The organism is Serratia ureilytica (assembly GCF_013375155.1).
Classification (GTDB): domain Bacteria; phylum Pseudomonadota; class Gammaproteobacteria; order Enterobacterales; family Enterobacteriaceae; genus Serratia; species Serratia ureilytica.
This window is the reverse complement of record NZ_JABXOF010000008.1, coordinates 218,736-243,402: the sequence shown is the minus strand read 5'-3', so window position 1 is coordinate 243,402 and position 24,667 is coordinate 218,736. Positions and strand designations below refer to the sequence as shown.

At 59.9% G+C, this 24,667-nt stretch carries 27 protein-coding genes; 17 read left to right on the top strand and 10 right to left on the bottom strand.

Annotated elements, in window-relative coordinates:
* The first annotated feature begins 73 nt into the window (after nt 1–73).
* Nucleotides 74–1,177, top strand: coding sequence for a DUF1615 domain-containing protein (locus HWW83_RS16385; RefSeq protein ID WP_042783757.1), 1,104 nt, complete (start codon nt 74–76; stop codon nt 1,175–1,177).
* A gap of 52 nt (nt 1,178–1,229) precedes the next feature.
* Here HWW83_RS16385 and HWW83_RS16380 read toward each other — a convergent pair whose 3' ends face one another.
* Nucleotides 1,230–2,909 (bottom strand): alpha-keto acid decarboxylase family protein, encoded by a 1,680-nt coding sequence (locus tag HWW83_RS16380; protein WP_033642005.1) that lies wholly within the window; start codon nt 2,907–2,909, stop codon nt 1,230–1,232.
* Nucleotides 2,910–3,956: 1,047 nt separating this feature from the next.
* Between HWW83_RS16380 and pagP the strand changes: the two genes are divergently transcribed.
* The 3 genes from pagP (at nt 3,957) to HWW83_RS16365 (ending at nt 5,477) form a co-directional block, all read left to right on the top strand.
* Nucleotides 3,957–4,547, top strand: a complete 591-nt coding sequence (pagP, locus tag HWW83_RS16375; protein WP_033642007.1) for a lipid IV(A) palmitoyltransferase PagP — start codon at nt 3,957–3,959, stop codon at nt 4,545–4,547.
* Between the two features lie 126 nt (nt 4,548–4,673).
* Entirely contained in the window at nt 4,674–5,162 is a 489-nt protein-coding gene (locus HWW83_RS16370) for a YjjA family protein (protein WP_033651046.1), read from the top strand.
* Nucleotides 5,163–5,213: 51 nt separating this feature from the next.
* A complete protein-coding gene (locus HWW83_RS16365) occupies nt 5,214–5,477 on the top strand; it encodes a putative hemolysin (RefSeq protein WP_019454261.1) in 264 nt (87 codons plus the stop codon).
* 35 nt (nt 5,478–5,512) lie between these two features.
* Here HWW83_RS16365 and HWW83_RS16360 read toward each other — a convergent pair whose 3' ends face one another.
* Both HWW83_RS16360 and HWW83_RS16355 read right to left on the bottom strand, forming a co-directional pair.
* On the bottom strand, nt 5,513–6,130 hold the full coding sequence (locus HWW83_RS16360) for a hypothetical protein (protein WP_033642009.1): 618 nt from the start codon (nt 6,128–6,130) through the stop codon (nt 5,513–5,515).
* Between the two features lie 106 nt (nt 6,131–6,236).
* Complete coding sequence (locus tag HWW83_RS16355) at nt 6,237–6,926, bottom strand: ZIP family metal transporter (protein WP_033651048.1); 690 nt, start codon at nt 6,924–6,926, stop codon at nt 6,237–6,239.
* 138 nt (nt 6,927–7,064) lie between these two features.
* On the opposite strand from HWW83_RS16355, the gene HWW83_RS16350 reads away from it, so the two are divergent.
* Together HWW83_RS16350 and HWW83_RS16345 are read left to right on the top strand one after the other, a co-directional pair.
* Nucleotides 7,065–7,847: a DeoR/GlpR family DNA-binding transcription regulator gene (locus HWW83_RS16350; RefSeq protein WP_033642011.1), complete on the top strand. Its 783-nt coding sequence runs from the start codon at nt 7,065–7,067 to the stop codon at nt 7,845–7,847.
* A gap of 2 nt (nt 7,848–7,849) precedes the next feature.
* On the top strand, nt 7,850–8,233 hold the full coding sequence (locus tag HWW83_RS16345; RefSeq protein WP_089194336.1) for a VOC family protein: 384 nt from the start codon (nt 7,850–7,852) through the stop codon (nt 8,231–8,233).
* Here HWW83_RS16345 and HWW83_RS16340 read toward each other — a convergent pair whose 3' ends face one another.
* On the bottom strand, nt 8,234–9,142 hold the full coding sequence (locus HWW83_RS16340) for a LysR family transcriptional regulator (protein ID WP_043135578.1): 909 nt from the start codon (nt 9,140–9,142) through the stop codon (nt 8,234–8,236). It lies immediately after the preceding gene.
* A 125-nt stretch (nt 9,143–9,267) separates the two neighbouring features.
* Between HWW83_RS16340 and HWW83_RS16335 the strand changes: the two genes are divergently transcribed.
* The 5 genes from HWW83_RS16335 (at nt 9,268) to HWW83_RS16315 (ending at nt 12,239) form a co-directional block, all read left to right on the top strand.
* The gene (locus HWW83_RS16335) at nt 9,268–10,149 is read left to right on the top strand and encodes a pirin family protein (RefSeq protein WP_176589423.1); all 882 of its coding nucleotides are present in this window, start codon (nt 9,268–9,270) and stop codon (nt 10,147–10,149) included.
* A 116-nt stretch (nt 10,150–10,265) separates the two neighbouring features.
* Nucleotides 10,266–10,892: an isochorismate family cysteine hydrolase YcaC gene (ycaC, locus tag HWW83_RS16330; RefSeq protein WP_004928476.1), complete on the top strand. Its 627-nt coding sequence runs from the start codon at nt 10,266–10,268 to the stop codon at nt 10,890–10,892.
* A gap of 151 nt (nt 10,893–11,043) precedes the next feature.
* On the top strand, nt 11,044–11,373 hold the full coding sequence (locus HWW83_RS16325) for a hypothetical protein (protein ID WP_033651052.1): 330 nt from the start codon (nt 11,044–11,046) through the stop codon (nt 11,371–11,373).
* Nucleotides 11,374–11,448: 75 nt separating this feature from the next.
* Nucleotides 11,449–11,901, top strand: a complete 453-nt coding sequence (locus HWW83_RS16320) for a thiol-disulfide oxidoreductase DCC family protein (protein WP_033642016.1) — start codon at nt 11,449–11,451, stop codon at nt 11,899–11,901.
* 86 nt (nt 11,902–11,987) lie between these two features.
* The gene (locus HWW83_RS16315) at nt 11,988–12,239 is read left to right on the top strand and encodes a hypothetical protein (protein ID WP_033642017.1); all 252 of its coding nucleotides are present in this window, start codon (nt 11,988–11,990) and stop codon (nt 12,237–12,239) included.
* On the opposite strand, the gene HWW83_RS16310 is transcribed toward HWW83_RS16315, so the two are convergent.
* The 3 genes from HWW83_RS16310 to HWW83_RS16300 all read right to left on the bottom strand — a co-directional run bounded on the left by HWW83_RS16310 (nt 12,230) and on the right by HWW83_RS16300 (nt 14,516).
* Nucleotides 12,230–12,778 carry a GNAT family N-acetyltransferase gene (locus HWW83_RS16310; RefSeq protein WP_060659894.1) on the bottom strand — a complete coding sequence of 183 codons (549 nt, stop codon included), beginning with the start codon at nt 12,776–12,778 and terminating at the stop codon, nt 12,230–12,232. The genes HWW83_RS16315 and HWW83_RS16310 overlap by 10 nt on opposite strands.
* A gap of 95 nt (nt 12,779–12,873) precedes the next feature.
* A complete protein-coding gene (locus HWW83_RS16305) occupies nt 12,874–13,605 on the bottom strand; it encodes a DUF2076 domain-containing protein (RefSeq protein ID WP_033642019.1) in 732 nt (243 codons plus the stop codon).
* A gap of 107 nt (nt 13,606–13,712) precedes the next feature.
* On the bottom strand, nt 13,713–14,516 hold the full coding sequence (locus HWW83_RS16300) for a helix-turn-helix transcriptional regulator (protein ID WP_033642020.1): 804 nt from the start codon (nt 14,514–14,516) through the stop codon (nt 13,713–13,715).
* Between the two features lie 117 nt (nt 14,517–14,633).
* Between HWW83_RS16300 and HWW83_RS16295 the strand changes: the two genes are divergently transcribed.
* Nucleotides 14,634–15,404 (top strand): class I SAM-dependent methyltransferase, encoded by a 771-nt coding sequence (locus tag HWW83_RS16295; protein WP_089196630.1) that lies wholly within the window; start codon nt 14,634–14,636, stop codon nt 15,402–15,404.
* A 56-nt stretch (nt 15,405–15,460) separates the two neighbouring features.
* Here the strand turns inward: HWW83_RS16295 and aqpZ are convergent, their stop codons facing one another.
* Nucleotides 15,461–16,156: an aquaporin Z gene (gene aqpZ, locus HWW83_RS16290; protein WP_033642023.1), complete on the bottom strand. Its 696-nt coding sequence runs from the start codon at nt 16,154–16,156 to the stop codon at nt 15,461–15,463.
* Nucleotides 16,157–16,581: 425 nt separating this feature from the next.
* Between aqpZ and HWW83_RS16285 the strand changes: the two genes are divergently transcribed.
* On the top strand, nt 16,582–17,943 hold the full coding sequence (locus HWW83_RS16285; protein WP_129993209.1) for an esterase-like activity of phytase family protein: 1,362 nt from the start codon (nt 16,582–16,584) through the stop codon (nt 17,941–17,943).
* A gap of 199 nt (nt 17,944–18,142) precedes the next feature.
* Here the strand turns inward: HWW83_RS16285 and HWW83_RS16280 are convergent, their stop codons facing one another.
* The gene (locus HWW83_RS16280) at nt 18,143–19,318 is read right to left on the bottom strand and encodes a low temperature requirement protein A (protein WP_033642025.1); all 1,176 of its coding nucleotides are present in this window, start codon (nt 19,316–19,318) and stop codon (nt 18,143–18,145) included.
* Between the two features lie 310 nt (nt 19,319–19,628).
* Between HWW83_RS16280 and HWW83_RS16275 the strand changes: the two genes are divergently transcribed.
* On the top strand, nt 19,629–19,913 hold the full coding sequence (locus tag HWW83_RS16275; RefSeq protein WP_033634035.1) for a YdgH/BhsA/McbA-like domain containing protein: 285 nt from the start codon (nt 19,629–19,631) through the stop codon (nt 19,911–19,913).
* 240 nt (nt 19,914–20,153) lie between these two features.
* On the top strand, nt 20,154–20,711 hold the full coding sequence (locus HWW83_RS16270; protein WP_033642027.1) for a class I SAM-dependent methyltransferase: 558 nt from the start codon (nt 20,154–20,156) through the stop codon (nt 20,709–20,711).
* On the opposite strand, the gene HWW83_RS16265 is transcribed toward HWW83_RS16270, so the two are convergent.
* Nucleotides 20,712–21,173: a GNAT family N-acetyltransferase gene (locus tag HWW83_RS16265; RefSeq protein WP_033642028.1), complete on the bottom strand. Its 462-nt coding sequence runs from the start codon at nt 21,171–21,173 to the stop codon at nt 20,712–20,714.
* A gap of 216 nt (nt 21,174–21,389) precedes the next feature.
* Between HWW83_RS16265 and HWW83_RS16260 the strand changes: the two genes are divergently transcribed.
* Together HWW83_RS16260 and HWW83_RS16255 are read left to right on the top strand one after the other, a co-directional pair.
* Nucleotides 21,390–22,505 carry an ABC transporter substrate-binding protein gene (locus HWW83_RS16260; RefSeq protein WP_046688335.1) on the top strand — a complete coding sequence of 372 codons (1,116 nt, stop codon included), beginning with the start codon at nt 21,390–21,392 and terminating at the stop codon, nt 22,503–22,505.
* Entirely contained in the window at nt 22,498–24,621 is a 2,124-nt protein-coding gene (locus HWW83_RS16255) for a TonB-dependent siderophore receptor (protein ID WP_176589422.1), read from the top strand. Before HWW83_RS16260 ends, HWW83_RS16255 begins: the two co-directional genes overlap by 8 nt.
* Nucleotides 24,622–24,667 lie beyond the last annotated feature (46 nt).

Below are 24,667 nucleotides of genomic sequence, written 5' to 3'. Positions count from 1 at the left end.
ATCTTTATACTGGATTGTGCGCGGCGGCTGGGCTAATTTCAGTGCTGTTCATGTCATCACGTTCAGGGAAAAGATGCCGATACGCCGTTTATGCCACCCGAAGCCCCTCCGTTTGCTGAGCCTGGCCGCGCTGCTGGCGCTGGCGGGCTGTACCAGCAAAACCACCACCACCTCGCCGGCGGCGCGCCCCGCCGACGTCAAAGCGCGACTGATGACGCTGATCCCGGCCAATGCCGGCGATCGTCAGGGTTGGGCCACCGATATCACCGCCGCGTTTGCCGCGCAGGGCATCGAGCCGAGCGATGAGAACCTGTGCTCGGTGCTGGCGGTGACCGAACAAGAGTCGACGTTCCAGGCTAACCCGCAGGTGCCGGGGCTGCCGAAGATCGCCTGGAAAGAGATCGACCGCCGCGCCGATCAGATGCACATCCCTAACTTTTTGGTGCATACCGCGTTGAAGATCTCGTCGTCGAACGGCCAGAGCTACAGCGAGCGCCTGGATAAGGTGCGCACCGAAAAGGATCTGAGCGATATCTTCGATGACATGATCGACCGCGTGCCGATGGGGCAGAAGCTGTTCGGTCATTTGAACCCGGTTCATACCGGAGGCCCGATGCAGGTGAGCGTCGCCTTCGCCGAGGCGCATGCCAAAGGGTATCCTTATCCGGTTGACGGTTCGATTCGGCGCGAAGTCTTCAGCCGACGCGGCGGCATGTACTTCGGCATTATGCATTTGCTGGGGTACCCGGCCGACTATAGCCGGCCAATCTACCGCTTCGCCGACTTCAACGCCGGCTGGTATGCCAGCCGCAACGCGGCGTTCCAAAACGCGGTCAGCCGGGCGAGCGCCATTCCGCTGGCGCTGGACGGCGATCTGATCGACTTTGGCAGCGACAAGCCCGGCTCCACCGAGCTGGCGGTGCGCACGCTCGGCAAGCGCCTGAACATGAGCGACAGCGCCATTCGCCGGGCGCTGGAGAAAGGCGACACGGCCGGCTTTGCCGATACCGACCTGTATAAGAAGGTCTATGCGCTGGCGGGCGGCAAGCTGCCGCGCGAGATGCTGCCGGGCATCCAACTGGAAAGCCCGAAAATCACCCGTAAGTTGACTACCGCCTGGTTCGCCAAGCGGGTGGATGAACGCCGCCAGCGCTGCATGGCGCGCGCCGGCGGTTAACCCTAAAGAAAACGCCGCCGGTGGCCTGAGTCACCGGCGGCGCGATCGCGCATCAGGCGCTGCGGCGCGGGTTGGTCAGGCCGAAGTTAAAGCTGTTGCAACGGTTGCAGAACTCTTTCATCACCGGCGGCGTGTCCATCATCGGCACTTTCACCTCGATAAACGCCAGCCTATCCTGCCGCGAGGCGTGTTCCAGGGCCATTTCCAGCTGTTGCGTGGTTTCCACCGCCACGCTGAACGGCTGCGATCGAGTATTCAGCACCGCCGGCAGTTTGGCGTAGTCCCACGGGCTGATGTCGTTGTAGGACGAGCTTTCGCCGAGGATATAGCGTTCGATGGTGTAGCCGTCGTTATTGATCAGGAAGATGATCGGCTTTTGCTCGCAGCGCAGCAGGGTGGACACTTCCTGCGCGGTCAACTGGAAAGAGCCGTCGCCGATGAACAGCAGGTGGCGGCGTTCAGGGGCCGCCATCAGGGTGCCGAGCAGCGCCGGCAGGGTATAGCCGATTGAGCCCCAAATCGGTTGGTTGACCACCTTGACGCCGTCCGGCATGCGCATGCCGCCGATGGCCGCGCCGGAGGTGCCGTTTTCCACCACCACCACGTCATCCGCCCGGATGAAGCGTTGGATGCGCCGCCACAGATAGGCCTGGTCGATAGGCGCGTCGCTCGGCGTCGCCAGCTTCTCATGCGGGCTGGCCAACGGCGCCAGGGGCTGCGCCGGCGCGTCTTCGCTCAGATCCAACAGCGCCTGCAGCAGATCCGCCGTCGACACCGCCGGGTAGGAGGTGTTGTCCAGCTTCATTGAGAACGGTTGGATGTCCACCTGAGCGGCAGCGGGAATGTGCTGCGAGAAATAGCCGGTGGTGGAATCCACCAAACGCACGCCGAAGCTCAGCACGCAGTCCGAGTGGGCCATGTGTTCATACAGTTCGGGGCGCGACAGATTGCCGCTGTAGCCGCCCATCCAACCGGCGGTGTTTTCCGGGATAATGCATTTGGCGGTGGGCATATTGGTCAGCGGAATGGCGAAGCGGTGAGCGACCGCGATGACCAACTGCTGCAACTGGTAGCGATCCACCATTTGATCGACCAACATGATTGGGCGCTGTGCGCGTTTGATTTTGGTTAACAGCGCCATCGCCGCTAATTGCACATTGTATTTATCGCTGGCCGGTAATTGCGGTGCCGTCGCCGCCGCGGCGATTTCAATTTCCACATCGCAAATATCCGACGGCAGCTGTAAATACACCGGTTTCTTCTCTATCCAGGCGCGGGAAATAACGCGTGGGATTTCTTGTGCGGCATTTTCCGGCGTAATCAAGGCTTGCGCAACGGTGAATTGTTTAAAGCAGTTCATGACGTTGTCGAAATTGCCATCGCCCAGGGTATGGTGCAACAGCTGGTGATTTTTCATCGCATGCAGCGGCGGCGTGCCGGCGATGCAGATAACCGGCGAAGATTCGGCATAGGCCCCGGCGATGCCGGACAGCGCGGCCAGATCGCCGACGCCGTAGGTGACGATCAGCGCGCCGGCGCCTTTCATGCGGGCGTAACCGTCGGCGGCGTAGGAGGCGTTCAATTCATTGCAGTTGCCGACAAACGCCAGCCGCTCGTCGTTTTCCAGCAGCTCCAGCAGGCTGAGGTTATAGTCGCCGGGCACGCCGTAAATACGATCGACGTTCAGGGCGTGAAGCTGTTGCAGAATGAATGACCCGATAGTTATTTTCATTGATTGCTCCGAATTATTTATCTTTATTTTGTCAGGCGAAAATCAGCAAAAATAAATTGCTGGCGATGTTGTGTCGTTAGCATTAACAGTTATTTAAAGTGTCGGCTTGTTCAAGACAGACGTGGCAGCCGTTGAATAGGCGGTTTGTATTCGGCGCTTTACGCGATTGAATAATGTATAAATAGTGTGGTTATTATGCAGGTGGACAGTGCGGTATTTTTCCCTGGCGGTATATCGACAGAAAAATGGCGGCGTATTGGCATTTATCATGATGCAGGGCGAAGCATCCGGTACTTTTGAGGTCGCGTTAAATCCCATCGGGTGGCGTAACGCTCTTTTGCTGGTAAAGAAAGGCAGAAGCCGGCGCAAAGAGGCATTTTGGTGATCCGCCGCACGCTTATTTCATGAAACCATCGCGCAACCAATCAAAAACAAAAAATTAACAATGTCGCTTTTTTATTCGCGTCGTGTTGTCAGTTTTACTTTACGGGGCTGCAATGCGCGCCGCCTCGGGCCGGCGTAAACAAGCGTCGTTACGAGCGCTAATATAACGTGGCGACCATCACATTCCTTGGGGCCGATACGTAAACTTTTCTCTACGTGCGCCTGGATGGCGTATACCTACCAAAGGGCCTGCGTCCCAGCGGGGCTCGTCTGAGGGGGAAATAGCCATGAAAAGCTATCGACATGTGCTGGTGCTGATCCACGACGAGCGTGATGGGTTGCCGTTGCCGCGCGTCACCCTTCGGCGTTTTAAAATCGACTGTTCGGCCTTATTCTCTGGCGTTCGTGAACCGCCTCGATGTCGATGTGTTGGTCAAGCACCTGGCCCGCGAGTAGCGAACGACAAAGCGGACTTTTCCCACGGTTTTGCCGTCCGAAAGGCGCTAACATGCAGATGTCGGTGCAACCCGTTATAAACCAATGCGAATTTTCCGATGCTAAGTTTAACCAAAGCGAAACGGGCGTTGGATAAATTGGATACAGCTTGATCTTGCCTGGGCTATCGGTAAAAATCTTCGGCCGTATTTTTACAGGAGCTTTACCATGTTTCTCAAACGGACTCTGTTGGCATGTTCTCTGGCGTTGATATTTCCTGCACTGCCTTCTTACGCTGAGGTTAGTACAGAAAGTGGCAATACCGCGCAGGCCGAAAAACCGGGTCTATGGCAGCGCTTTACCCATAACGTGTCGGAGACCTGGAACAATTCGCCGAACCACGATCTCTATATTCCGGCCATCACCTGGCATAACCGTTGGACTTACGATGACGAACATATCGATAAGTACAACGAGCGCCCGTGGGGCGCCGGTTATGGCATCTCCCGCTACGACAGCGACGGTGACTGGCACGGCATCTACATCATGGCGTTCAAGGATTCCTTCAACAAGTGGGAGCCGATCGGCGGCTACGCCTACGAGAAGATCTGGCGTCCGTTGGATGACAAGGATTTCCGCCTGGGGCTGGGTTTCACCGCCAGCGTCACCGCGCGCGATAACTGGAAATATATTCCTATCCCGGCGCCGCTGCCGCTGGCTTCTATCGGCTATCAGCGGCTGACGTTCCAGGCGACCTACATTCCCGGCACCTATAACAACGGCAACGTGTTCTTCGCCTGGCTGCGCTGGCAGTTCTAAACTTCCTGAATTCCGAAAAACGGCGCGGCGGCGAGATAAAAGGAACTTGTCGCCGCAGGCGGCGTCGGAGAGGTATCCCGGCGCGCTGCGCCGATTGCATGCCGTTCTTACAGGAGTTTTATCACTATGATCACCAAACATCGTTTACTGCTGGCTTTGGCGCTGTCCGCGACCCTGGCCAGCGGCGCCACCCAGGCCGCCGGTCTGATGGATTCTCTCAACAGCGCGGCGGGCGAACTGAGCAAGTCTGGCGGCGAAAGCGGCGGCGGCATGTCGCTCTCCTCGTTGACCGGCCTGCTGAACGGCGGCGACAAGGCGTTAAGCTCCAGCAGCATGACCAACGCCGCCGGCATCCTGCAGTACTGTGTGAAAAACAACGTGCTGTCGGCTAACGGCGCCGAAGGGGTGAAAGATCAGTTGCTCAGCAAACTGGGCATCACCAGCACTGAAAACGCCAAGAGCCAGGATTATCAGCAGGGCCTGGGTGGCTTGCTGCAGACCGGTGAAGGCAAGAGCCTGGATCTCAACAGCCTGGGCACCTCGCAGATCACCGAGAAGGTGAAACAAAAAGCCTGCGATCTGGTGCTGAAACAGGGCAAATCCTTTATTTCATGATCAACCCACGGCGGAGCGTTCCGCCGTGGGTATTTTGCATAAGCTGGAAAAATGAAAAAAACGTTGATGCTTTCCCTGCTGGCAGGGATGACGATGTTGCAGGGGTGTTCCGTGAAATCCAACGATGCGCCGCCACCGCCGCAGGTGAAACCGATCGGCATGGCGAACCCGGCCGACGTGTATTGCACCAAAATCGGCGGCAAGCTGAACGCCAAAGAAAACGCGGCGGGCCAGTATTCGACCTGTACGCTGCCGAATGGGCAGGAAATTGAAAGTTGGGAGCTGTTCCGCCGCGATCACCCGGTGAAAAAGTAACCTCTGCGGCGCCGGCGACTCTGCCCGGCGCCCGATCAGAATTGCCGATCGCCTATCGACTGCAGCTGCAGGCTGCCGTCCTTTTGCAGCGATAACGGTATGCGCCAATCGCTCCGTTTATCCAGGTTGAACGGCCTGGAGCGGAACATGCAGCCGGTCTTGATGTTCTTGATTTTCATCACGTGTTCCGCATCCGCATTCATTTTAACCTCGAAGCTGCCGGCGGCCGGAATAAAGACTTCCGCCAGCTGCTGCGGCGCGGCGGGCGTTTCCATTTTGACCAACACCGCGAAATCGTTGCCTTGATTGTCCAGCGTCAGCCGATGCAGGCCGGTTGCGGGCAGGCCGGTCGGCTGATGCAGATAGCCGGCTGACGCGGGCCAGGGTTGCCCGGCATTATCGTGCAGCGGCCCGCCGCATTGCTCACGCGCTTCGCGCTGCGGCATTTCGCGCTTGATGGCGCGGTTGTAATCGGTGGGGGCGGCGAGGCTGAATTCGTCGTCATACTGGTGGGTGAGCAGATAGCGCTTGACGCCGAGCACCCCGAGGGCGACCAGCATGAAGAACAGAAATACCCTCAGGCGATTTTTAAAAATCAGCCCAAACAGCTTCCCGGGTAATTGAAACAGCCACCTTGCGATCGTCAATAACATCGTTTTCCCTTTACGCCCAAGCCGTTACGTCTGCGGTAACTTCGCTTGCCTCAGTATAGCCAAAGCGTTGCCACCGGGCGGCATGCGCCATGAAATTCCTGTTTTTTTATCCTAAACCTTCTTCCAACAGCAACAGCAGCAGGAAGCCGGCAAAGAACATCGCGGCGGCGAACGGGGTTTCCTTTCCGCCTTCATGCGCTTCGACCAGCAGCTCTTCGGTCACCAGGTAGAGCAGGGCGATCAGGCCAAAGGCCAGAAAGGCGGTCAGCCAAAATGCGCCCAGCATGGCCACCGGCGCCCCCAGCAGGCCGCCGATGGGCAACAGCAGCGCCAGGCCGACTATCGCAGCCATGACGCGCAGCCGCCTGCCGAGAAAGTCTTGCAAATCGCCGACGATCGACAATCCCAGGAACAGCACTTCCAGCGTTAACGCCAGCGTCAACAGCAGGCCGGCTTTGGCGCCGGCCGCGAAGGCAATGCCCAGCACCAGCCCATCGATAAAGATATCGACGCCGACCGCGGCGATAAAACCGACCGGCCCCTGCGCTTTTTCGCCCAGCCGCCGAACCAGCAACATTAACAGCACCCCCACAGCGCCGCCCAGCAACACCGCCAAAGGCGACTGCTGTTTGAGATCGGGCAAGATTTCGGTGGCGGCGGCGGCGAACACGATGCCGGCGGTAAAGTGATGGATGACGCGCATCGCGGCGTCGCCGGGGCGGCGATAGAGCGCCACCGCTGCGCCGACGACGGTGGCTGCGGCGGGAAACAGCGTATAAAGCACGGCGGAAGTCATCGCGTCATAATCCCTTATCTGTGATGTCACTTTCAGTCTAGACGAGCGCCGCCGCTTGAGTGTTGCCAAAAAAGTGTTTGTTCGATTGTGTACGTTTGTGTACATTCATGATCACTTTAGCATCGCCGGATTGACATGATGTCCAAACTGTTACCGAATGAGCGCCATCAGGCCATTCTCGACACGCTCCGCCAACAGGGGCGAGTGCTGGCTCTGGAGATGGCGCAGCGGCTGAATACCACCGAAGCGACCATCCGCCGCGACCTGCGTCAGCTGGCGGCACAGAATCTGTGCAAACGCATCTATGGCGGTGCGCTGGCGCCGACGCCGGCCGAAGGCCCCGTTGCGGCGCGCATTGCCCTCAGCGGCGATGAGAAGCTGGCGCTGGCGCAGACCGCGCTGGGGGTGATCGGCGAAGAACAGCTGATCTTCCTCGATGCCGGCAGCACCCACCTGTATCTGGCGGATCTGTTGCCGCGCGATCGGCGTTTGACGGTGGTAACCAATGCGTTGAGCATCGCCGGCAAAATGCTGGAACGGCCGGGGATCCGCACCATCCTGATCGGCGGCGAACTGGATGCGCAGGTCGGCGGCTGCGTGGACGCCAAGGCGGCGGAAGAGATCGACGGATTTCATTTCGATCTGGTGTTCACCGGCATTTGCGCCTACGACCCGGCCGGCGGCTTCTCCGCGTTGAGTTACCAGGACGCCACGTTCAAAAAGCGGTTGCTGACGCGCGCCGGCAGCGTGGCGGTGCTGTGCACCCGCGACAAACTCAATACCTACGCCCCCTACCCCTTCCTGCCCGCCGGGCGGGTGGATCATCTGGTGACGGCGCGCGGCGCGCACCCGCAGCTTGAGCAGCAGGTGGCGCAGGGCGGCGGCCAGATCTGGCACAGCGATTTATCGACCGGAGAATGATGATGAAAATAGCCCATGTTGCCCTGTGGACCCGTGACATCGACGCGCAGCTGGCGTTCTGGCAGCGCTATTTCAACGGTGAAGCGGGGGAGGAGTACGTCAGCCGCAATCGGCCGGGGTTCGTTTCCCGCTTCGTCAATCTGGCGGCCGGGCCGACGCTGGAGATCATGCGCGTGCCGACGTTGCTGCCGGCGCAGGCGCAGGAGGAGCGGGTAGGCTGGGCGCACATCGCGCTGTCGCTGGGGGATGAGCTGCAGGTCGATCGGTTGGCGCAGCGCGCACGGCAGGAGGGCATCTTGCTGTCCGCGCCGCGCTGGACCGGCGACGGCTTCTACGAGGCCGTCATTCGCGATCCAGACGGCAACGCGATCGAAATCACCGCCTGATCACTCTTCTTCAATGCTGGCGAACTGCTCACCCAGATAGTCGAGCAGCAGCCGCACCGCCGGCAGCAGGCCGCGGCGCGACGGGTAGACCGCGTGCACCACGCCGCCCTGCGGCTGCCAGCCCGGCAACAGTTGCACCAGCTCGCCGCGCAGCATGTCGTCGCGCATCATCATCGCCGGCAGTTGTACGATGCCGGCGCCGGCGATGGCGGCGGTGCGCAGCATCAGCATGTCGTCGGTGACCAGCCGCGGCGTGTGCTCCCACTCCACCCGTTCACCCTGTGGGCCGGTCAGCCGCCATTGGTGCTGAGCGCGCGCCGGGCCGAGATCGAGCGTCGGGTATTTACGCAGGTCTTCCGGCGTTTGCGCCGGCCCGAGGGTGCGCACCAGCGCCGGGCTGGCGGCGACGCACCAGGTGCGCTGCGCGAGGATCTTCAGCACCAGATCGCTGTCCTCCAGCGGCGGCGGCCGCACGCGGATCGCCAGATCCAACCCTTCCCCCACCACGTCCACCCGGCGGTTGGTGGCCTCCAGATGCACCGTCACCTTGGGATAATCGGCCATAAAGGCTGCCACCATGCTGCCGACGCGAGTGTGCAGGATCGCCACCGGGCAGGACATGCGCACCGTGCCGCAGGGCTCGGCGCGCGTCTGTTCGATCGCCTGCTGCGCGGCTTCCGCTTCCACCAGCATCGCCTTGCAGTGCGCGTAATAGGTTTGGCCGAGTTCGGTCACCGAGAAGCGCCGCGTCGAGCGCTGGATCAGGCGCACGCCCAACCGCTCTTCCAGCAGCGCCACGCGGCGGCTGAGTTTGGATTTGGGAATGCCCAGCGCCCGGCCGGCGGGGGCGAATCCCTGGTGATCGACCACGCTGGCGAAGAAAAACAGGTCGTTCAGATCGGTCAGCATCGCATCCCTTATCGTTCTACCAGTAGAACGCTGAGTGTACATCTTGCCTACTACTGCAGCAAACCCCGGCGGATTAAACTTCTGACATCAACTTAAGGCCGTGAGGTCTGAAACGGGAGTTCAAGATGAAAAAAATCCTCGGTATTCACAACAGCCCGGAAGCACATTGGGTCGGTAACGGTTTCCTGGTGAATTCGCTGTTCTCTTATAACGATTTGGGAGCGGAAATGAGCCCGTTCCTGCTGCTGGATCACGCAGCGCCAACCAAATTCCGCTCCGCCTCCGGCACCCGTGGCGTGGGTCAGCACCCGCATCGCGGGTTTGAAACGGTGACCATCGTCTATCAGGGCGAAGTGGAACACCGCGACTCGACCGGCAGCGGCGGGGTGATTGGCCCCGGCGACGTCCAGTGGATGACCGCCGCCTCCGGCATTCTGCACGAAGAGTTCCATTCGCGGGACTTCTCGCGCAAGGGCGGCACCATGGAAATGGTGCAGCTGTGGGTCAACCTGCCGGCCAAGGACAAAATGGCCGAGCCGGGCTATCAGACGCTGCTGAACGCCGATATTCCGGTGGTTCCTCTGGCGGACGGCGCAGGGCAGGTGCGGGTGATCGCCGGTGACTTTGGCGGCCACGCCGGCCCGGCGCGCACCTTCAGCCCGCTTAACGTGTGGGACATGAAGCTGAATGCCGGCCATACCACCACGCTGACGGTGAAAGAAGGCCATACGCTGGCGCTGGTGATGCTGCACGGCGCGATCCTGGTTAACGGTGAAGACGTGGTGCGCGAAACCCAAATGATGCGTTTCGACCGGGCGGGGGATGCGATCACCATCGAAGCCAACAACGACGTCGCGCTGTTGGTGCTGAGCGGCGAACCGATCGATGAGCCTATCGTCGGCTACGGCCCGTTCGTCATGAACAGCGACGCGGAAATCCAGCAGGCGTTCCGCGATTTCAACAGCGGCAAGTTCGGCAGCATGAACGCCGAAGCGAGCGCCGGTTGAACCTTGGCGCCTGGGGCGGACCGTGTTCCCCGGCTCAGGCGCTACACTTAAACCTCAACGCCCCTCCCTGCGGCGGGGCGTTTCATCCGCAACATCAACCCCACAGGAGTAAAACCATGACTGCAAATTACAAGCGCCTCGACAAAGACCAGGCCGCCGTATTGCTGGTGGATCATCAGGCAGGGCTGCTTTCGCTGGTGCGTGATATCGATCCCGATCGGTTTAAAAACAACGTGCTGGCGCTGGGTGATTTAGCGAAGTACTTCAACCTGCCGACCATTCTTACCACCAGTTTCGAAAACGGCCCCAATGGCCCGCTGGTGCCCGAACTGAAAGCCCAATTCCCCGATGCTCCCTTCATTCCTCGCCCTGGCCAGATCAACGCCTGGGACAACGACGACTTCGTCAAGGCGGTGAAAGCCACCGGCCGCAAGCAGCTGATCATCGCCGGCGTAGTGACCGAAGTGTGCGTGGCATTCCCGGCGCTGTCGGCGCTCAATGAAGGTTTCGAGGTCTTTGTGGTGACCGACGCCTCCGGCACCTTCAATGAGCTGACGCGTCAGTCGGCCTGGAGCCGCATGGAGGCCGCCGGCGCGCAGCTGATGACCTGGTTCGGCGTCGCCTGCGAGCTGCACCGCGACTGGCGCAACGACATCGAAGGCCTGGGCACGCTGTTCTCCAACCATATCCCGGACTACCGCAATCTGATGACCAGCTACAACACGCTGACGAACGGCAAGTAACGCGACGGCCCTTTACCCAACCTTTTGCCTCTCATCACGTTAAGCGCGTGTAAGCAAAGCGCAGCGGGGCGAAAAGGTAGCGAAAAGCGGCTTTCTCATGGGCCGGGGGCGGGGTAGCGTAATCCCGAACCCGGCAAATGAGGCTAATTCAATGAAACAAGCAATCAAGATCCTGGCGCTGCCCTGCATGGGCATGGCGCTGTTGTTCAGCGCGAGCGCGATGTCTGCCCCCGAGGCGCCTGCGGCCAAAGCGTTGCCGCCTGTGGCGGATGAACCGATGCGCATGCCGCCTTTCCCGGGCGGGCACCCGCCCAAGCCGGGGTTCTGCCGCGGCGGTGAGCTGTTCTGCGCCACCTCGGCCAGCGACAATCCGGTGGAAACCATCAACAAACTGACGGCGGTGATCCCGGCGGGCAGCGCCAAACATTACGAAGTGCGCGTCGCGGTGGTGGCGGTGCCTGACGCACCGCCCGCGCCTTAACACGCCCCGTCATCCCGCTCTGGCCTGGGCGCACCAGGCGCGTTAGGCTAAGGCGAGCATTTTTCGGGAGGCGGGATGACCCCTTTATCACAGCTGCCTTATCTGCAGCCCGGCGATCGCGCGTTGTTGTTCGACGGCGAATGCAACCTGTGTCATGGGCTGGTGAGATACCTTGTTCGCGCCGATCGGCAGCGGCGCATTCTGTTGGCGACGGTGCAATCCGTCGAAGGACAGGCGATCCTGCAGGCGCTGGGATTGCCGACCGACCGTTTCGATTCCGTGGTCTATGTGGAACAGGGGCGCTGTTGGCTGCGTTCGGCGGCGTTGTTTCGGGCGCTGCGCCAAGTGGGATGGCCGTACCGCGCGCTGGCGCTGGCGCGTTGCTTGCCGCCGCGACTGGCGGACAAGATCTACGATGCGGTCGCCGGCAATCGCTACCGGCTGTTTGGCCGCAACGACGGCAGCGGCCTGCCGGGTGCCGACCAGCCCGGGCGCTATCTGCCTCGGCGGCGGGAGCCGCCGGCCTGAGCTTTACGCTTCTTTACCATCCAACCGCTTGAAATATCAGCACTCCAGCTCCATATAATGGGGCATTCAGCCAACAAGGAGCGCGTATGGGAATCAGTGAAGAAGAGCACATCCGCCGTTTGACCCAAGAGAAAAACGACATGGGCAATACGGCGAAATGGGTGGCGATCGTTTCCGCCGTCTACTTTGCCTTGATGGTGTTTTATGGCCATCCAACCGGCGTATTGGCGATGTCGGGCGCGGTATTCATTGTCTCTACCGCCACCTGGTTGAAAAAGCGCCAGAAGGTCAAATCTTACCGCATGGCGTTGGCCAAAATCAGCGACGATCAGCCCTGATAGTCGCAGCGCTTTAGCGTATACACCAGGCTCGGCGCCGCGCCGGGCACGTCATCCAGTGTATCCACCCGCTGCATGCCGATCTTTTCCAGCACTCGCCACGACGCCTGATTCTCCGCACGCACAATGGCGGAAATCTCCTCCAGCGCCAATCCGACAAAACCGTATTGCAGCGATGCCCGCGCCATCTCGGTGGCCAATCCCATGCCCCAAACGCGAGTATCGAAGCGATAGCCGAGGTTCACGGTGCGCTGCGCCCCGAGCGGTTTCCGGGACAATCCGCCAAAGCCGATAATCCAATCCGGCCGTTCGCGCAGAGCGATCGCCCAGGAACCGTAACCGTGTTGTTGCCACCCGGAAATCCTCTCTTGCAGCGCCGCTGCGGCCTGCGCTTCGCTGGTGAGTGGACCGGCGGGATTGAAACGCTGCGTTTGCGGATCGCCGAAGATGGCGTAGAAACGCGCGAGATCCGCCATCACCGGTGGGCGCATCTGCAGGCGTTCGCTGAAGAAAGGAGTGGAAGGATTAAAGCTTGTCATCGTTTCTCTCTGCTGGATAAATGAACAGTGTTCACTGTAGACCAGAATGGCGAAACGGGAAATCCCCCTCTGCGGGTGAGAGGGGGCGAAGGGAATTACAGGAAGGAGTCGTCGTCGTCGCTGTAATCGTCGTCGGCGTAGTCCGTGTCGTCCTGATAGTTGGCGTTCTGGAAGCCGTTGTCCTGGTTGAGGAAGCTACCGCCATCGCCGTTGTTGAAGGTATCCAGGTTGTTGGAGGCGTCGAAATTGCGCATTGCGCTGTCGTCCAGCGGCGCCGGGGTTTCCTCGATAATATTTACGATTTCCTGTGGTTGTGAATGGCGGAACATGCCGGTCAGCATGTCGGCCAATACTACGCCGCCGGCGACGCCCGCCGCCGTTTGCAAGGCGCCTCCCAGAAAGCCGCCGGCGCGTGAAGGCGCCGCCTGCTGCGGTGGGGCATAGGCCGGTTGCTGCGGCTGCTGCGCGTTGTTCCAGGCCGCCGTATTTTGCTGCTGCGCCTGATACTGTTCGCGCGGGCTTGGCGTACTGCGGCTGCCGCCGCCGAACAGGCCGGCCAGGAAGCCGCCGCTGCTCTGCTGGCCGTTGGCGGTTTGCTGCAGCTGCGCCACCTGGGCCTCCAGCTCTTTGACCCGCTGATCCATCTGCTTGAGCGCCGCTTCCTGAATAATCATCGCCTGCGCCATGTAATAAGGGGCGGAAGGCTGCTCGCGAATATGCTGGTTGATTTGCTGCTCTGCCTGGAGATCCCGTGGGCCCGTCTTGGTCTCGGCTTCTTTCAGGCGGCCAAACAGACCATCGATAAGGCGTTGTTCTTCGGATTGCATAGGAGTACCTCAGGAGATAAATAACGGTGCTGGATGATCACTATCATCGGTATCAATTACCCTAGCGCGTTTACATGAACCAATAAATAAATGGCGGGTAAACCTGCCTATGAATTTGTTACCAATTGCGGCAGCGGGATCAGCATCACCAGCTTCAGACCGGCGTGCTCCGCCGGATGGAAGGTGAGTTGGCGATAGCGCAGCGCGCCTCGCTGAGGATGCTCGAACGCTCTTTCGCCGCCTTCGCGCGCCATGACGTCATGTTGCTTCCACCAGTGATTAAAGTCCGCGCTGTTGTGCGTCATGTTGCGCACGAAGGCGCGCATCTCTTCGGTATTTTGATGATGGCTGGTCTCGGCGCGAAACTCGGCCACCACGCGGCGCGCGCGCTCTTCCCAATCGCTGACCAGCGTTTTCGCCAACGGGTGGAAGAACATGAAGTGCAGCAGGTTGGGGCTGTTGGCCACATCCAGCCAGCCGCTGAACAGCGCCGCCGCCTGCGGGTTCCAGGCGACGACGTTCCAGCTCACGTCCAGCAGATAGCAGGGCACCGTCATCTGATGCACGCTTTGTAGTACCGCGTCATTGGCGGTTTCGCGGTGCGCTTCCTGCTCGGGGTCGGCGATACGCGCCAGGGTAAACAGGTAGTGGCGTTCGGCCGGGCCGAGCCGCAGCGCTTTGGCGATGCGCGCCAGCGTGAAAGGGGAAATGGACACCTCGCGGCCCTGTTCGATCCAGGTATACCAGGTGGCGCTGATGCCGCTGATTTGCGCCAACTCTTCGCGGCGCAGGCCGCTGGTGCGGCGGCGCGAAGAGCTGGGCAGGCCGATCATTTCCGGCGTGATGCGTTCGCGGTGCGCGCGCAGAAACGCGCCGAGGGCTTTTGGCCCGGATAAGGCTTCTGATGACATAGCATGGTACCTATTTATACCAGGATAACTGCTCATATTGTACCCGTATAGTAGCCTGATTATAGTAGCCGAAAGCCTTCAGGCACAGGCGCAAGCCGGATAATAACAGGAGCAAACATGAGCAACAGCAACAGCCATAACAATGCGGTAGACCGGCAGTTCGGCGAGCAGGCCAACGCCTATTTAACCAGCGCGGTGCATGCGCAGGGCAAGGATTTGCAACGTCTGGCGCAGTTACTGGCGCCGCACGCCGAAGCGCGCCTGCTCGATCTGGGCTGTGGCGCCGGGCATGCCAGCTTCACCGCGGCGGCCAGCGTAGCGCAGGTGGTGGCCTACGATCTGTCGGCGCAAATGTTGGCGGTGGTGAAGCAGGCGGCGGCGGAAAAAGGCCTGAACAACATTCAGCAGCAGCAGGGCGTGGCGGAGTCTTTGCCGTTTGAGGATGCCAGTTTCGATCTGGTCATCAGCCGCTATTCGGCGCACCACTGGCGCGATGTCGGCCAGGCGCTGCGCGAGGTCAGGCGTGTACTCAAACCGGGCGGCAGCGCGATATTTATGGACGTGGTCTCGCCGGGGCACCCGCTGCTGGATATCTACCTGCAAACCGTGGAAGTGCTGCGCGACACCTCGCACGTGCGCAACTATGCGCCGGGCGAGTGGCTGACGTTGCTGACCGAGGCCGGGCTGGTGGTACGCGAGGTGACGGCGGATCGATTGACGCTGGAGTTCGGCAGTTGGGTGGCGCGTATGCGCACGCCGGCGCATTTCGTCACCGCGATCCGCGCGCTGCAGCAAAGCGTGTCGCAGGAGGTGGTGGAGCATTTCGCCATCCAGCCGGACGGCTCCTTCACCAGCGATATCATGATGTTTGAAGTGACGAAGGGCTGAAAGCAACGGGGCAGCCGATGAAGGCTGCCCCGTGAAACGCGTCGACTGCGATACGCTTATTTTTTGTCTTCCAGCAGGCAGCGGTAGATCAGGCCGCCGATAATGCCGCCGACCAGCGGCACCAGCCAGAACACCCACAGCTGCTGCAGCGCCCAGGTGCCCTGGAAGATCGCTACGCCGGTGCTGCGCGCCGGGTTGACGGAGGTGTTGGTCACCGGGATGCTGATCAGGTGGATCAGCGTCAGCGTCAGGCCGATAGCCAGCGGGGCAAAGCCTGCCGGCGCGCGCTTGTCGGTCACGCCATGAATAACGATCAGGAAGAAGGCGGTCAGCACCAGCTCAATCACGATTGCGGCTTGCAGAGAGTAACCGCCCGGTGAGTGTTCGCCGTAACCGTTGGAGGCGAAACCGCCTGCCGTGGCGTCGAAACCGGCTTTGCCGCTGGCGATCAAATACAGCACCGACGCTGCGGCGATACCGCCGATCACCTGTGCGATAACGTAAGGGATCACGTCTTTCGCCGCGAAACGGCCGCCGGCGAATAAGCCGACGGTGACCGCCGGGTTAAAATGCCCGCCGGAAATATGGCCGACGGCATAGGCCATCGTCACTACGGTCAGACCGAAAGCGAGCGCGACGCCGAGGAAACCAATACCCAGCTGTGGGAATGCCGCTGCCAATACTGCGCTACCACAACCACCAAACACCAACCAAAATGTGCCAAAAAATTCAGCAAAAAGTCGCTTTGACATAGATTCCATCCTGCGGAATAGACTAACGGGCGTTAGCACTAAAAACTATAGAACAGCTTTTTAAGTTCATGCAGATATTCTATAGAATTTTCTTAATGCACCTTGAATAACGGCGGTATTAAATCCCTGACATTTTATTTTGTCTATGAGAAAAACACCGTTTTTCGCCGTGTTGACGCGCGTTTGCCGATTTTTTTATCTTTGCTATAAGAATTTACCCTAAGCAAAACGGCGGGCTATTTCCGGGCGGTTTTTTCCAGCGGCTTTCTCCATTCAATACGCTCAGGTTAATTGCTCATTTCTATTTGCCAGCCACCCTTATTGCCTGATGTGCATTTGACGAATTGCCTATTGTCATCTAAGTGTCATGCTAAATTAATATCGTCTTCTGCCTGACAACGCTTCATTTGACCTCGGGTAAAAATATGAAAATAAAATCGCTCTCCCTGCTGTTGGCTTCACTGTTTCCGGTATTGGCTCACGCTGCCGACATTGAGGTGGCGCGTTATGTGGTCGGCTTCCCCGGCGGGGAACGCGTCGCCTATCAGGGGGCGTTTGCCAAGCATTTCCCGCAGGGATTGCCGGTAGGGATCGGCTCCGGATTGATGTTCAACAAGAAGCAGGGCGACGATTTGGTGCTGACGACGCTGACCGATCGCGGCCCGAATGCCGATGCCCCGGCGGTAGACAAGCAAGAGGCCAAGATTTTCGCCAATCCGCAATTCACGCCTCTGTTGATGGACATTCGTATCGGCGGCGGCAAGGCCGTAGCCGAGAATGCGCGGCCCTTGCACGACGAAAAAGGGCCGATCGGCGGGCTGCCGTTGCCGGGCGAGCTGATTGGCTCCACAAATGAAGTGGCGTTGAATGATGTGCTGCAACCGCTGCCCGGCGATCGCCGCGGGCTGGATACAGAAGGCATCATCGGTGACGGCAACGGCGGCTATTGGCTGTGTGATGAATATGGCCCGTTTCTGATCCATGTCGACGGCAAAGGTAAAATCCTCGCCAAATATGGCCCAACGCCGCAGGCCGGCGAACAAGCGGTGGCGGGCGGTTTGCCGAACATCCTGAAATGGCGTCAGCCTAACCGAGGTTTTGAGGGGCTGACCCGGATGCCGGACGGGCGCATTCTGGCTGCGGTGCAGAGCACGCTGGATGTCGACGGCAAAAGCAAAAACAAGGCGCAGTTTACCCGGCTGGTGAGCTTCGATCCGCGCAGTGGCAAAACCGCCATGTACGGCTATCCCATCGATATCGACAGCTATAAAAAAGCCAAAGACGCCAAAATTGGCGATGTCGTGGCGTTGGACAACCAGCGCATCCTGTTGATTGAACAGGGAACCGGTAAAGATAAGTCGATGATCAACAAGATCTATCTGGTGGATCTCGCGCAGGCCAGCGATCTGAGCGCGTTTGACGGCCAGGGTAAAGCGCTGGAGTTCGACGATGCGAAAGATCTGGCTAAACGCGGCGTGAAGCTGGCGCAGAAACGGGAAGTGGCGGATCTGCGTCAGTTGGGCTGGCGCCAGGAGAAAGCGGAAGGGTTGGCGCTGATCGACGATCGCACGCTGGCGGTGATCAATGACAACGATTTCGGCTTGCAGGCCACGCTGGTGGATGCGTCGCCAAAGAGCAAGAAAATCGGCGACTATCAGCTGGAGAAAGGAGGGCGGTTGAGCCTCGACGGTGACAAAACCGACGCCCACATCGAATTGCGCCCTCTGGAGCAGCCGGAATCGCTGAGTGAGCTCTGGGTGCTCACCTTGCCGCAATCCTTGAAGTGACCGATATCGGGGGCGATTGCGCCCCCGTCAGACCGTTGACAAAGGAGGGAAAAACGTGGTTTTTCCTCCTTTGTGGCCATCAGTCGAAAATCAATAAATTGATTTTCCTTGTTTTTTATCCGCTGCTCTCTGCAAACCCGGTAATGGCATGAGGTTTGTCATCAATCTCACATTGGGGGCGATTGCGCCCCCGTTTGATTCAGGCTTGCGCGTGCCGCTGCGGCGCTTTGCCGCGCGAGATGCTCTCCCACGCCGCCACCACCACCATGATCAGCGTCGTCAGGCCATTGACCATCAGCAGGTCGGTTAAATAGGCGATCGGGGCCAATACCGCCAGCGCCAGCAGCCCGACCAGATGCGACAGCGGGAAGCGGCGATACACCAGCCGTTTGTACAGCGCGTTGGCGAACAGGTAAATCGCCGGGCCGAGCAGCAGCACCGCCGCCGTGGCGTGTTGGATGCGGCCGTCGGGATGGGCGATCACCAGCTCGTTGGCCACGGCGCAGACGATGATCGCCCCCACCAGCGCGACGTGCACATAATGGAAATAAGCGCCCAGCTGGCCGGGATTTTCCGCCTGGCTGATGGCGTGGCTGCCGGCTTTGCTGCTGGTGTCGAAGTAAACCCACCACATCGCCAGGCTGCCGAGAAAGGCCACCAGCGAAGCGATGAGCACCGGCAGGCTCCAGCTTTCCATTTCGCTCAGGGTGGCGCCGGTGATCAGAATGGTTTCCCCCAGCGCCACGATCACGAACAGCTGGCAGCGCTCCGCCAGATGGTGGCCTTCGATGGTCCATTCGCTGCTGCTGTCCGAGCGCCCCAGCACCGGCAGGCGAAAACCGAACATCGGCGAGACGTATTCGCACAAGACGGCGATCGCCCACAGCGCCAGGCGAGCATGGCCTTCCGCCAGCCCGCCGGCGATCCAGAAGACGGCGGAGATGCACAGCCAGCCGAGAATGCGGCGAAAGTTATGTTTTAACGGATGATCGGGCGCCAGCAGGCGCAATACCGTGGCGGAGCGCCCGACCTGAATGGCGACGTAGAACAGGGCGAAGATCAGACCGCGTTCGCCAAACGCCTGCGGCAACGCGGCGGCGGCGAACAGCCCCAGCAGCATGATCGCGAACAGCAACAGGCGGATCTGGCGGGTATCCGGATTGAACCAGTTGGTGACCCAGGCGGTGTATTGCCAGGCCAGCCAGACGGCGAACCACAGCAGCAGGGTTTCCAGCGCGCCGGTCAGCGTCAGGTGATGCAACAGATAGTGGGAAAGTTGGGTCACGGCGAAAACGTAGATCAGATCGAACAGCAGCTCGGAAAATGAGACCGACGCGCCCTGACCGTCACGCACGCGCAGCAGGTTTTGCGACATAAGCGTTCTTCCTTAAAAGGGTAAGCCACAAAATTCAGCGTAGCTCAGCGCGCTCCAGCGGGTAAAAAATCTTAAATAGACGCGGCGCGCATTCTTTATCACGCGCCGTCTTTAATTGTTCATCAAATAGGGGTAAGGTGAAGCCTATAAAGTCATTCTCGCCTGAAAATACACACCCGCTCTCACTTCCTCCTTATTCTCCTCACAATGATTGATGTTCTTTACGTTGCATGACGTCCGTTTTCATTGGCTAGCGGATAATTAACATCACTGACAACGAGCGAATAAACAAGAACACCTGGAGTCAATCATGAAACTTATCCCAAGCATCGCAGCCGTATTGATCGCCGCCGCTTCATTTTCCACTTTCGCCGCGCCGCTGTCGTCGGTAAAACAGGTCAACAGCGAGCAGGCCGCCAATCTGCAAAGCCTCGGCGTCGTGTCGGTTTCCGGCGTTAGCGGCTCACCGCATGACGCCATCACCGCCCTGAAAGAAAAAGCCGCGGCGGACGGCGCCAGTCATTATCGCATTATCGGTCTGGACACCCCCGGGGACTCCAGCAACTGGCGCGGCAATGCGGAAATTTATCGCTAAGCGTTAGCTTTTTACCCTCTGGCCGCGGCAACGCGGCCAAAAAAATAAACGGTCGCAATAATTATCTGAACGGTCGGCGCATAAACCGCTTATTCTCAGATCATTATTGCGACCGTTTTTCTTTGCGCGCCGCTGACAAGGTTGCATTTTATTACAACTGTGTCCGCCGCTTTCGGAATCATGTTAATGATTACTTAAGAAATTCGGCTCACATTGAGGGCTTAACCCAAGGAGGCCTCAATGTTAAATGCGACCCGACTGCAACTGATGAATCACTTCGCTTACCTGCAGCAATTTATGGCTTCACCGCGCACCGTCGGTACGCTGGCGCCTTCTTCCCCGTGGCTGTGTCAGGCGATGCTGAATCAGGTTGAATGGACCCGGGCGCTGTCGATCGCGGAACTGGGCGCGGCGGACGGCGTGCTGACCAAACGCATTCTGGGGCGGATGCGCGCCGATGCGGCGCTGGAGGCTTTCGAGATCCAACCCCATTTCGTGCATCGGCTGCGCGGGATTGACGATCGGCGGCTGCAGGTGATGGGCCATTCGGCGACCCGGATGGCCACGGATTACGACGTGGTGTTTTCCTGCCTGCCGCTGCTGTCGATCCCGGTCAGGATCAGCGTGCGCATTCTTCAGCAGGCCCGGCAACGGTTGCTGGCGCGCAACGGCACGCTGGTGCTGTTCCAATACAGCCACCTGTCGGAAAAATTGCTGTCGCGCTATTTTCACTGGAAGCGCCTGCGGGTGGTGCGCAACTTCCCGCCGGCGCTGGTGTATGTCTGTACGCCGCGTTAGCTACAGTTTTTTCTCCATCACCACCACCTCTTCGTCATGCTGCCGCCGGCGCTCCAGAGGTTGCCAACCCCAGCCGGCGTACAGCGCTTCCGATTTGTCGGTAATGAGATGCAGAACCGAGTGATGGCGCTGCCGCGCCGCCTCGACGATGGCCATTTCAAGACGGCGGGCGATGCCCTTGCGGCGGTGATCGGGATGCACGAAGACGCCGGCCAGCCACGGGGTGAGATCCTGGCGCTGATGGTCGTCGCTGGGCCACAGGCTGGCCATGCCCACCGGACGATCGCCGTCGATCATCATCAGCGTCAGGTGGTCGTCGCCCGGTCGGCTGCATTGGGCGAAACGCAGCTGGGTGCGCTCCAGCGAGCCGCCGCGCTGTGAACCCCACTGGCCGAATGCCCAGGCGGCGCACACATCGGCAAACTGCGGGCAATCCGACAGCGGAATGATGCGTTGAGTCATGGAGGTCTCCCGGTTTTTAGCTGTTTCCCCGTTCTATTTAACCGATTTCCCCGCCATTTTTTTAACTTTTTAAAGCCGTTATTTTAGCGGTTTCGCCGTGTTTGCCGCACGCCCGGCGCCGTTTCCCGGATTTCTTTTGGCAATGGCGGCGCGGGATTGCAAGTGCTAATGAGAGTGATTATCATGCGCACATTATTTCCCCCTTTCGGCTCAATCATGCGCAATTTCCTCATTTTACTGCTGCTTTCTCTGTGGTTCGGCGTGTTCTCCGCCCAGGCGAAGACGGTGACCGATATCACCGGCCGTCAGGTTGTGGTGCCGGACAATCCGCAGCGCATCGTGGTGGGGGAGAGCCGCATGTTGTATACGCTGGCGCTGCTGGAGCCGGGCAACCCGGCGCAGCGCATCGTCGGCTGGCCGGCGGATCTGGCGCGTTTCGATGCGCAAAGCTGGCAGCTTTATACGCAGCAGTTTCCGCAGATAGCCCAGATCCCCGTCATCAGCGGCAATAACTTTCGCCAGGTCAATGTCGAAAGCCTGCTGCAGCTGAAACCGGATCTGGTGATCCTGGCGCGCTATGCGCGTGAAGACGGCGACAACGATCGGTTGGTTTCTGCGTTGAACAAGGCCGGCGTGGCGGTGATCTACGTCGATCTGCGCATCGATCTGCTGAACAACACCGTGCCGAGCGTGCGGCTGCTGGGCGACGTGCTCAATCGCCGGCAGCGCGCCGAGCAGTTCATCCAGTTTTATCAGCAGCATATGGCTGTGATTCAGCAGCGCCTGGCGGGCTATCAGGGGCCGAAGCCCAAAGTGATGCTGCACCTGCATCTGGGGCGGCGCGACACCTGTTGCACCACCGCCGCGCACGGCAACCTCGGCGATCTGCTGACCTTCGCCGGCGGCGACAACATCGCCAACGCCAGCGTCAAAGGGGTGTATGGCGAGCTGAACCCGGAAACCATTCTGAGCGCCAATCCCGACGTGTACCTCGCCACCGGCATGGCCGGGCCGCAGGGCAAACGGCTGTCCGATCTGCGCCTCGGGCCACAGGTCAGCCGCCAAGAGGCCGCTGACAGCTTCCGCCGGCTGATCGCCAAACAGCCGATGCTGACCAACCTGCAGGCGGTGAAAAACCACCGCGCCTGGAGCGTCTGGCACAACTTTTACCTCAGCCCGTACCACGTGGTGCTGGTCGAGGTGTTCGCCAAAGCGTTTTACCCGGATCTGTTCGCCGACATCAACCCGCAGCAGACCTTCCAACAGCTTTATCAGCAGTTTTTGCCGTTACCTTTTTCAGGGACCTATTGGAGTCAGTTAGATAATGAATAACAACAAACGCGGCTGGTGGTGCGCATTGCCGTTGGCGGCCTGCGCGACATCGCCGACGTGGGCGGCGGAAAAAACCGCGTCGCAGGAAGAAAGCCTGGTGGTGATCGGCCGCAAAGACGCCGACGGCGTGCAGAGCTATCAGCCGTTGACCAGCGTCACCGGCACCCGCAGCGAAACCAACCTGCTGAACGTGCCGCAGGCGATCGACGTGGTGCCGCAGCAGGTGATTGCCGATCAGGCGGTCAGCAGCCTGGATGAAGCGCTGTACAACGTCAGCGGCATTACCCAGGCCAACACGCTGGGTGGCACCCAGGACGCGGTAATGAAACGCGGTTTCGGCGACAACCGCGACGGCTCCATTCTGCGCGACGGCGTGCGCTCGGTGCAGGCGCGCAACTTCACGCCGACCACCGAGCGGGTAGAGGTGCTCAAGGGGCCGGCTTCGATGCTGTACGGCATGGGGGAACCGGGCGGCATGATCAACATGATCACCAAAAAACCCCAGCTGCAGCAGCGCACTCATGTGGAAGGCTGGGGCAGCAGCTTCAACGGCGGCGGCGGTCAGCTCGACGTTACCGGGCCGCTCGGCACGTCGGGATTCGCCTATCGCATGATCGTCGATCACGATGAAACCGACTACTGGCGCAACTTCGGCCGCAACCGCCAGACGGTGATCGCGCCCTCGCTGATGTGGTATGGCGAGAACACCACCGTGCGGCTGGCCTACGAGCATATGGAATATCTGGTGCCGTTCGATCGCGGCACCATTATCGATTCGCGCACTGGCAAACCGGTGAATACGCCGCGCGATCGCCGTTTCGACGAAGCCTATAACGCCACCCGCGGCGATCAGGACAGCGTCACTCTGCAGATCGATCAAACGCTCAACGAGCGCTGGAAAAGCTCGCTGACCTACGCCTACAGCCGCAACAGCTACAGCGACAATCAGGCGCGCGCCACGGCGCTGAACCCGGTGACCGGCGTATTGAGCCGCCAGGCCGACTCGACCGCCCATGCCGTCAGCCACGCCAATGCGGTGCAGCTGACGCTCAATGGTGACGTGGATTGGGGCAGCATCAACCACCAGATGCTGTTCGGCTTCGATTTTGAAGATAACCGTACCTACCGTGGCGACATGATTCGCGGTAAAAAGAACAGCGATTTCAATATCTATCATCCGGTATACGGCCTGATGCCGCCGTCGACCGCGGTCAGCGCCAAAGACAGCGACCAGCGGGAAAATCTCACCAGCTACGGCTGGTTTATGCAGGATTCCATCCAACTGACCGATAAATGGCTGGTGATGGGCGGGCTGCGTTACGACGCTTTCGACGTCTATGCCGGCAAGGGGCGGCCGTTCCAGACCAACACCGACAGTTCGGACGGCAAGCTGGTGCCGCGCGCCGGGGTGGTCTACAAGCTGACGCCTTACGTGTCGCTGTACAGCAGTTATACCGAGTCGTTCAAGCCGAACTCTTCTATCGCCACCCAAATTGATTCGCTGCCGCCGGAACAGGGCAAGTCGTGGGAAGTCGGCGGCAAGCTGGCGTTGCCGAACGGCGTCACCGGCACGCTGGCGCTGTTCGACATCACCAAACGCAACGTCATGGTCAGTGAGCTGGTGGAGGGTGAAACCGTGACGCGCACCGCCGGGCGCGTGCGTTCGCAGGGCGTGGAGCTGGACGTGGCCGGTAACCTCACCGACTCGCTGAGCCTGATCGGTACCTATGCGTATACTGACGCGCGCGTGGTGGACGATCCGGACAACAAGGGCAAAGAGATGACCAACGTGGCGCGCCATACCGCCTCGCTGTTCCTGACCCAGAACCTGGGCAGCCCCGGCCTGTACAGCGGCGATGAGATGCGTATCGGCGCCGGTGCGCGCTACGTGGGCCGCCGCCCGGGCGATGCCGCTAACAGCTTCAATCTGGATAATTACACCGTTGCCGATGCGTTCGCCGCTTACACCATGCCGATCAACGGCTATCGGGTGAAATGGCAGCTGAACGTGAAGAACCTGTTCGATAAAACCTATTACCCGTCCAGCGGCGGCAATTTGCGCGTGGCGGTGGGGGAACCGCGTGAGGTGGTGCTGCGCGGCAGTATCGATTTCTGAGCCGCGGGCGGTGAAATTTGCTTAAATAACCGCCCCAACGTTAAGG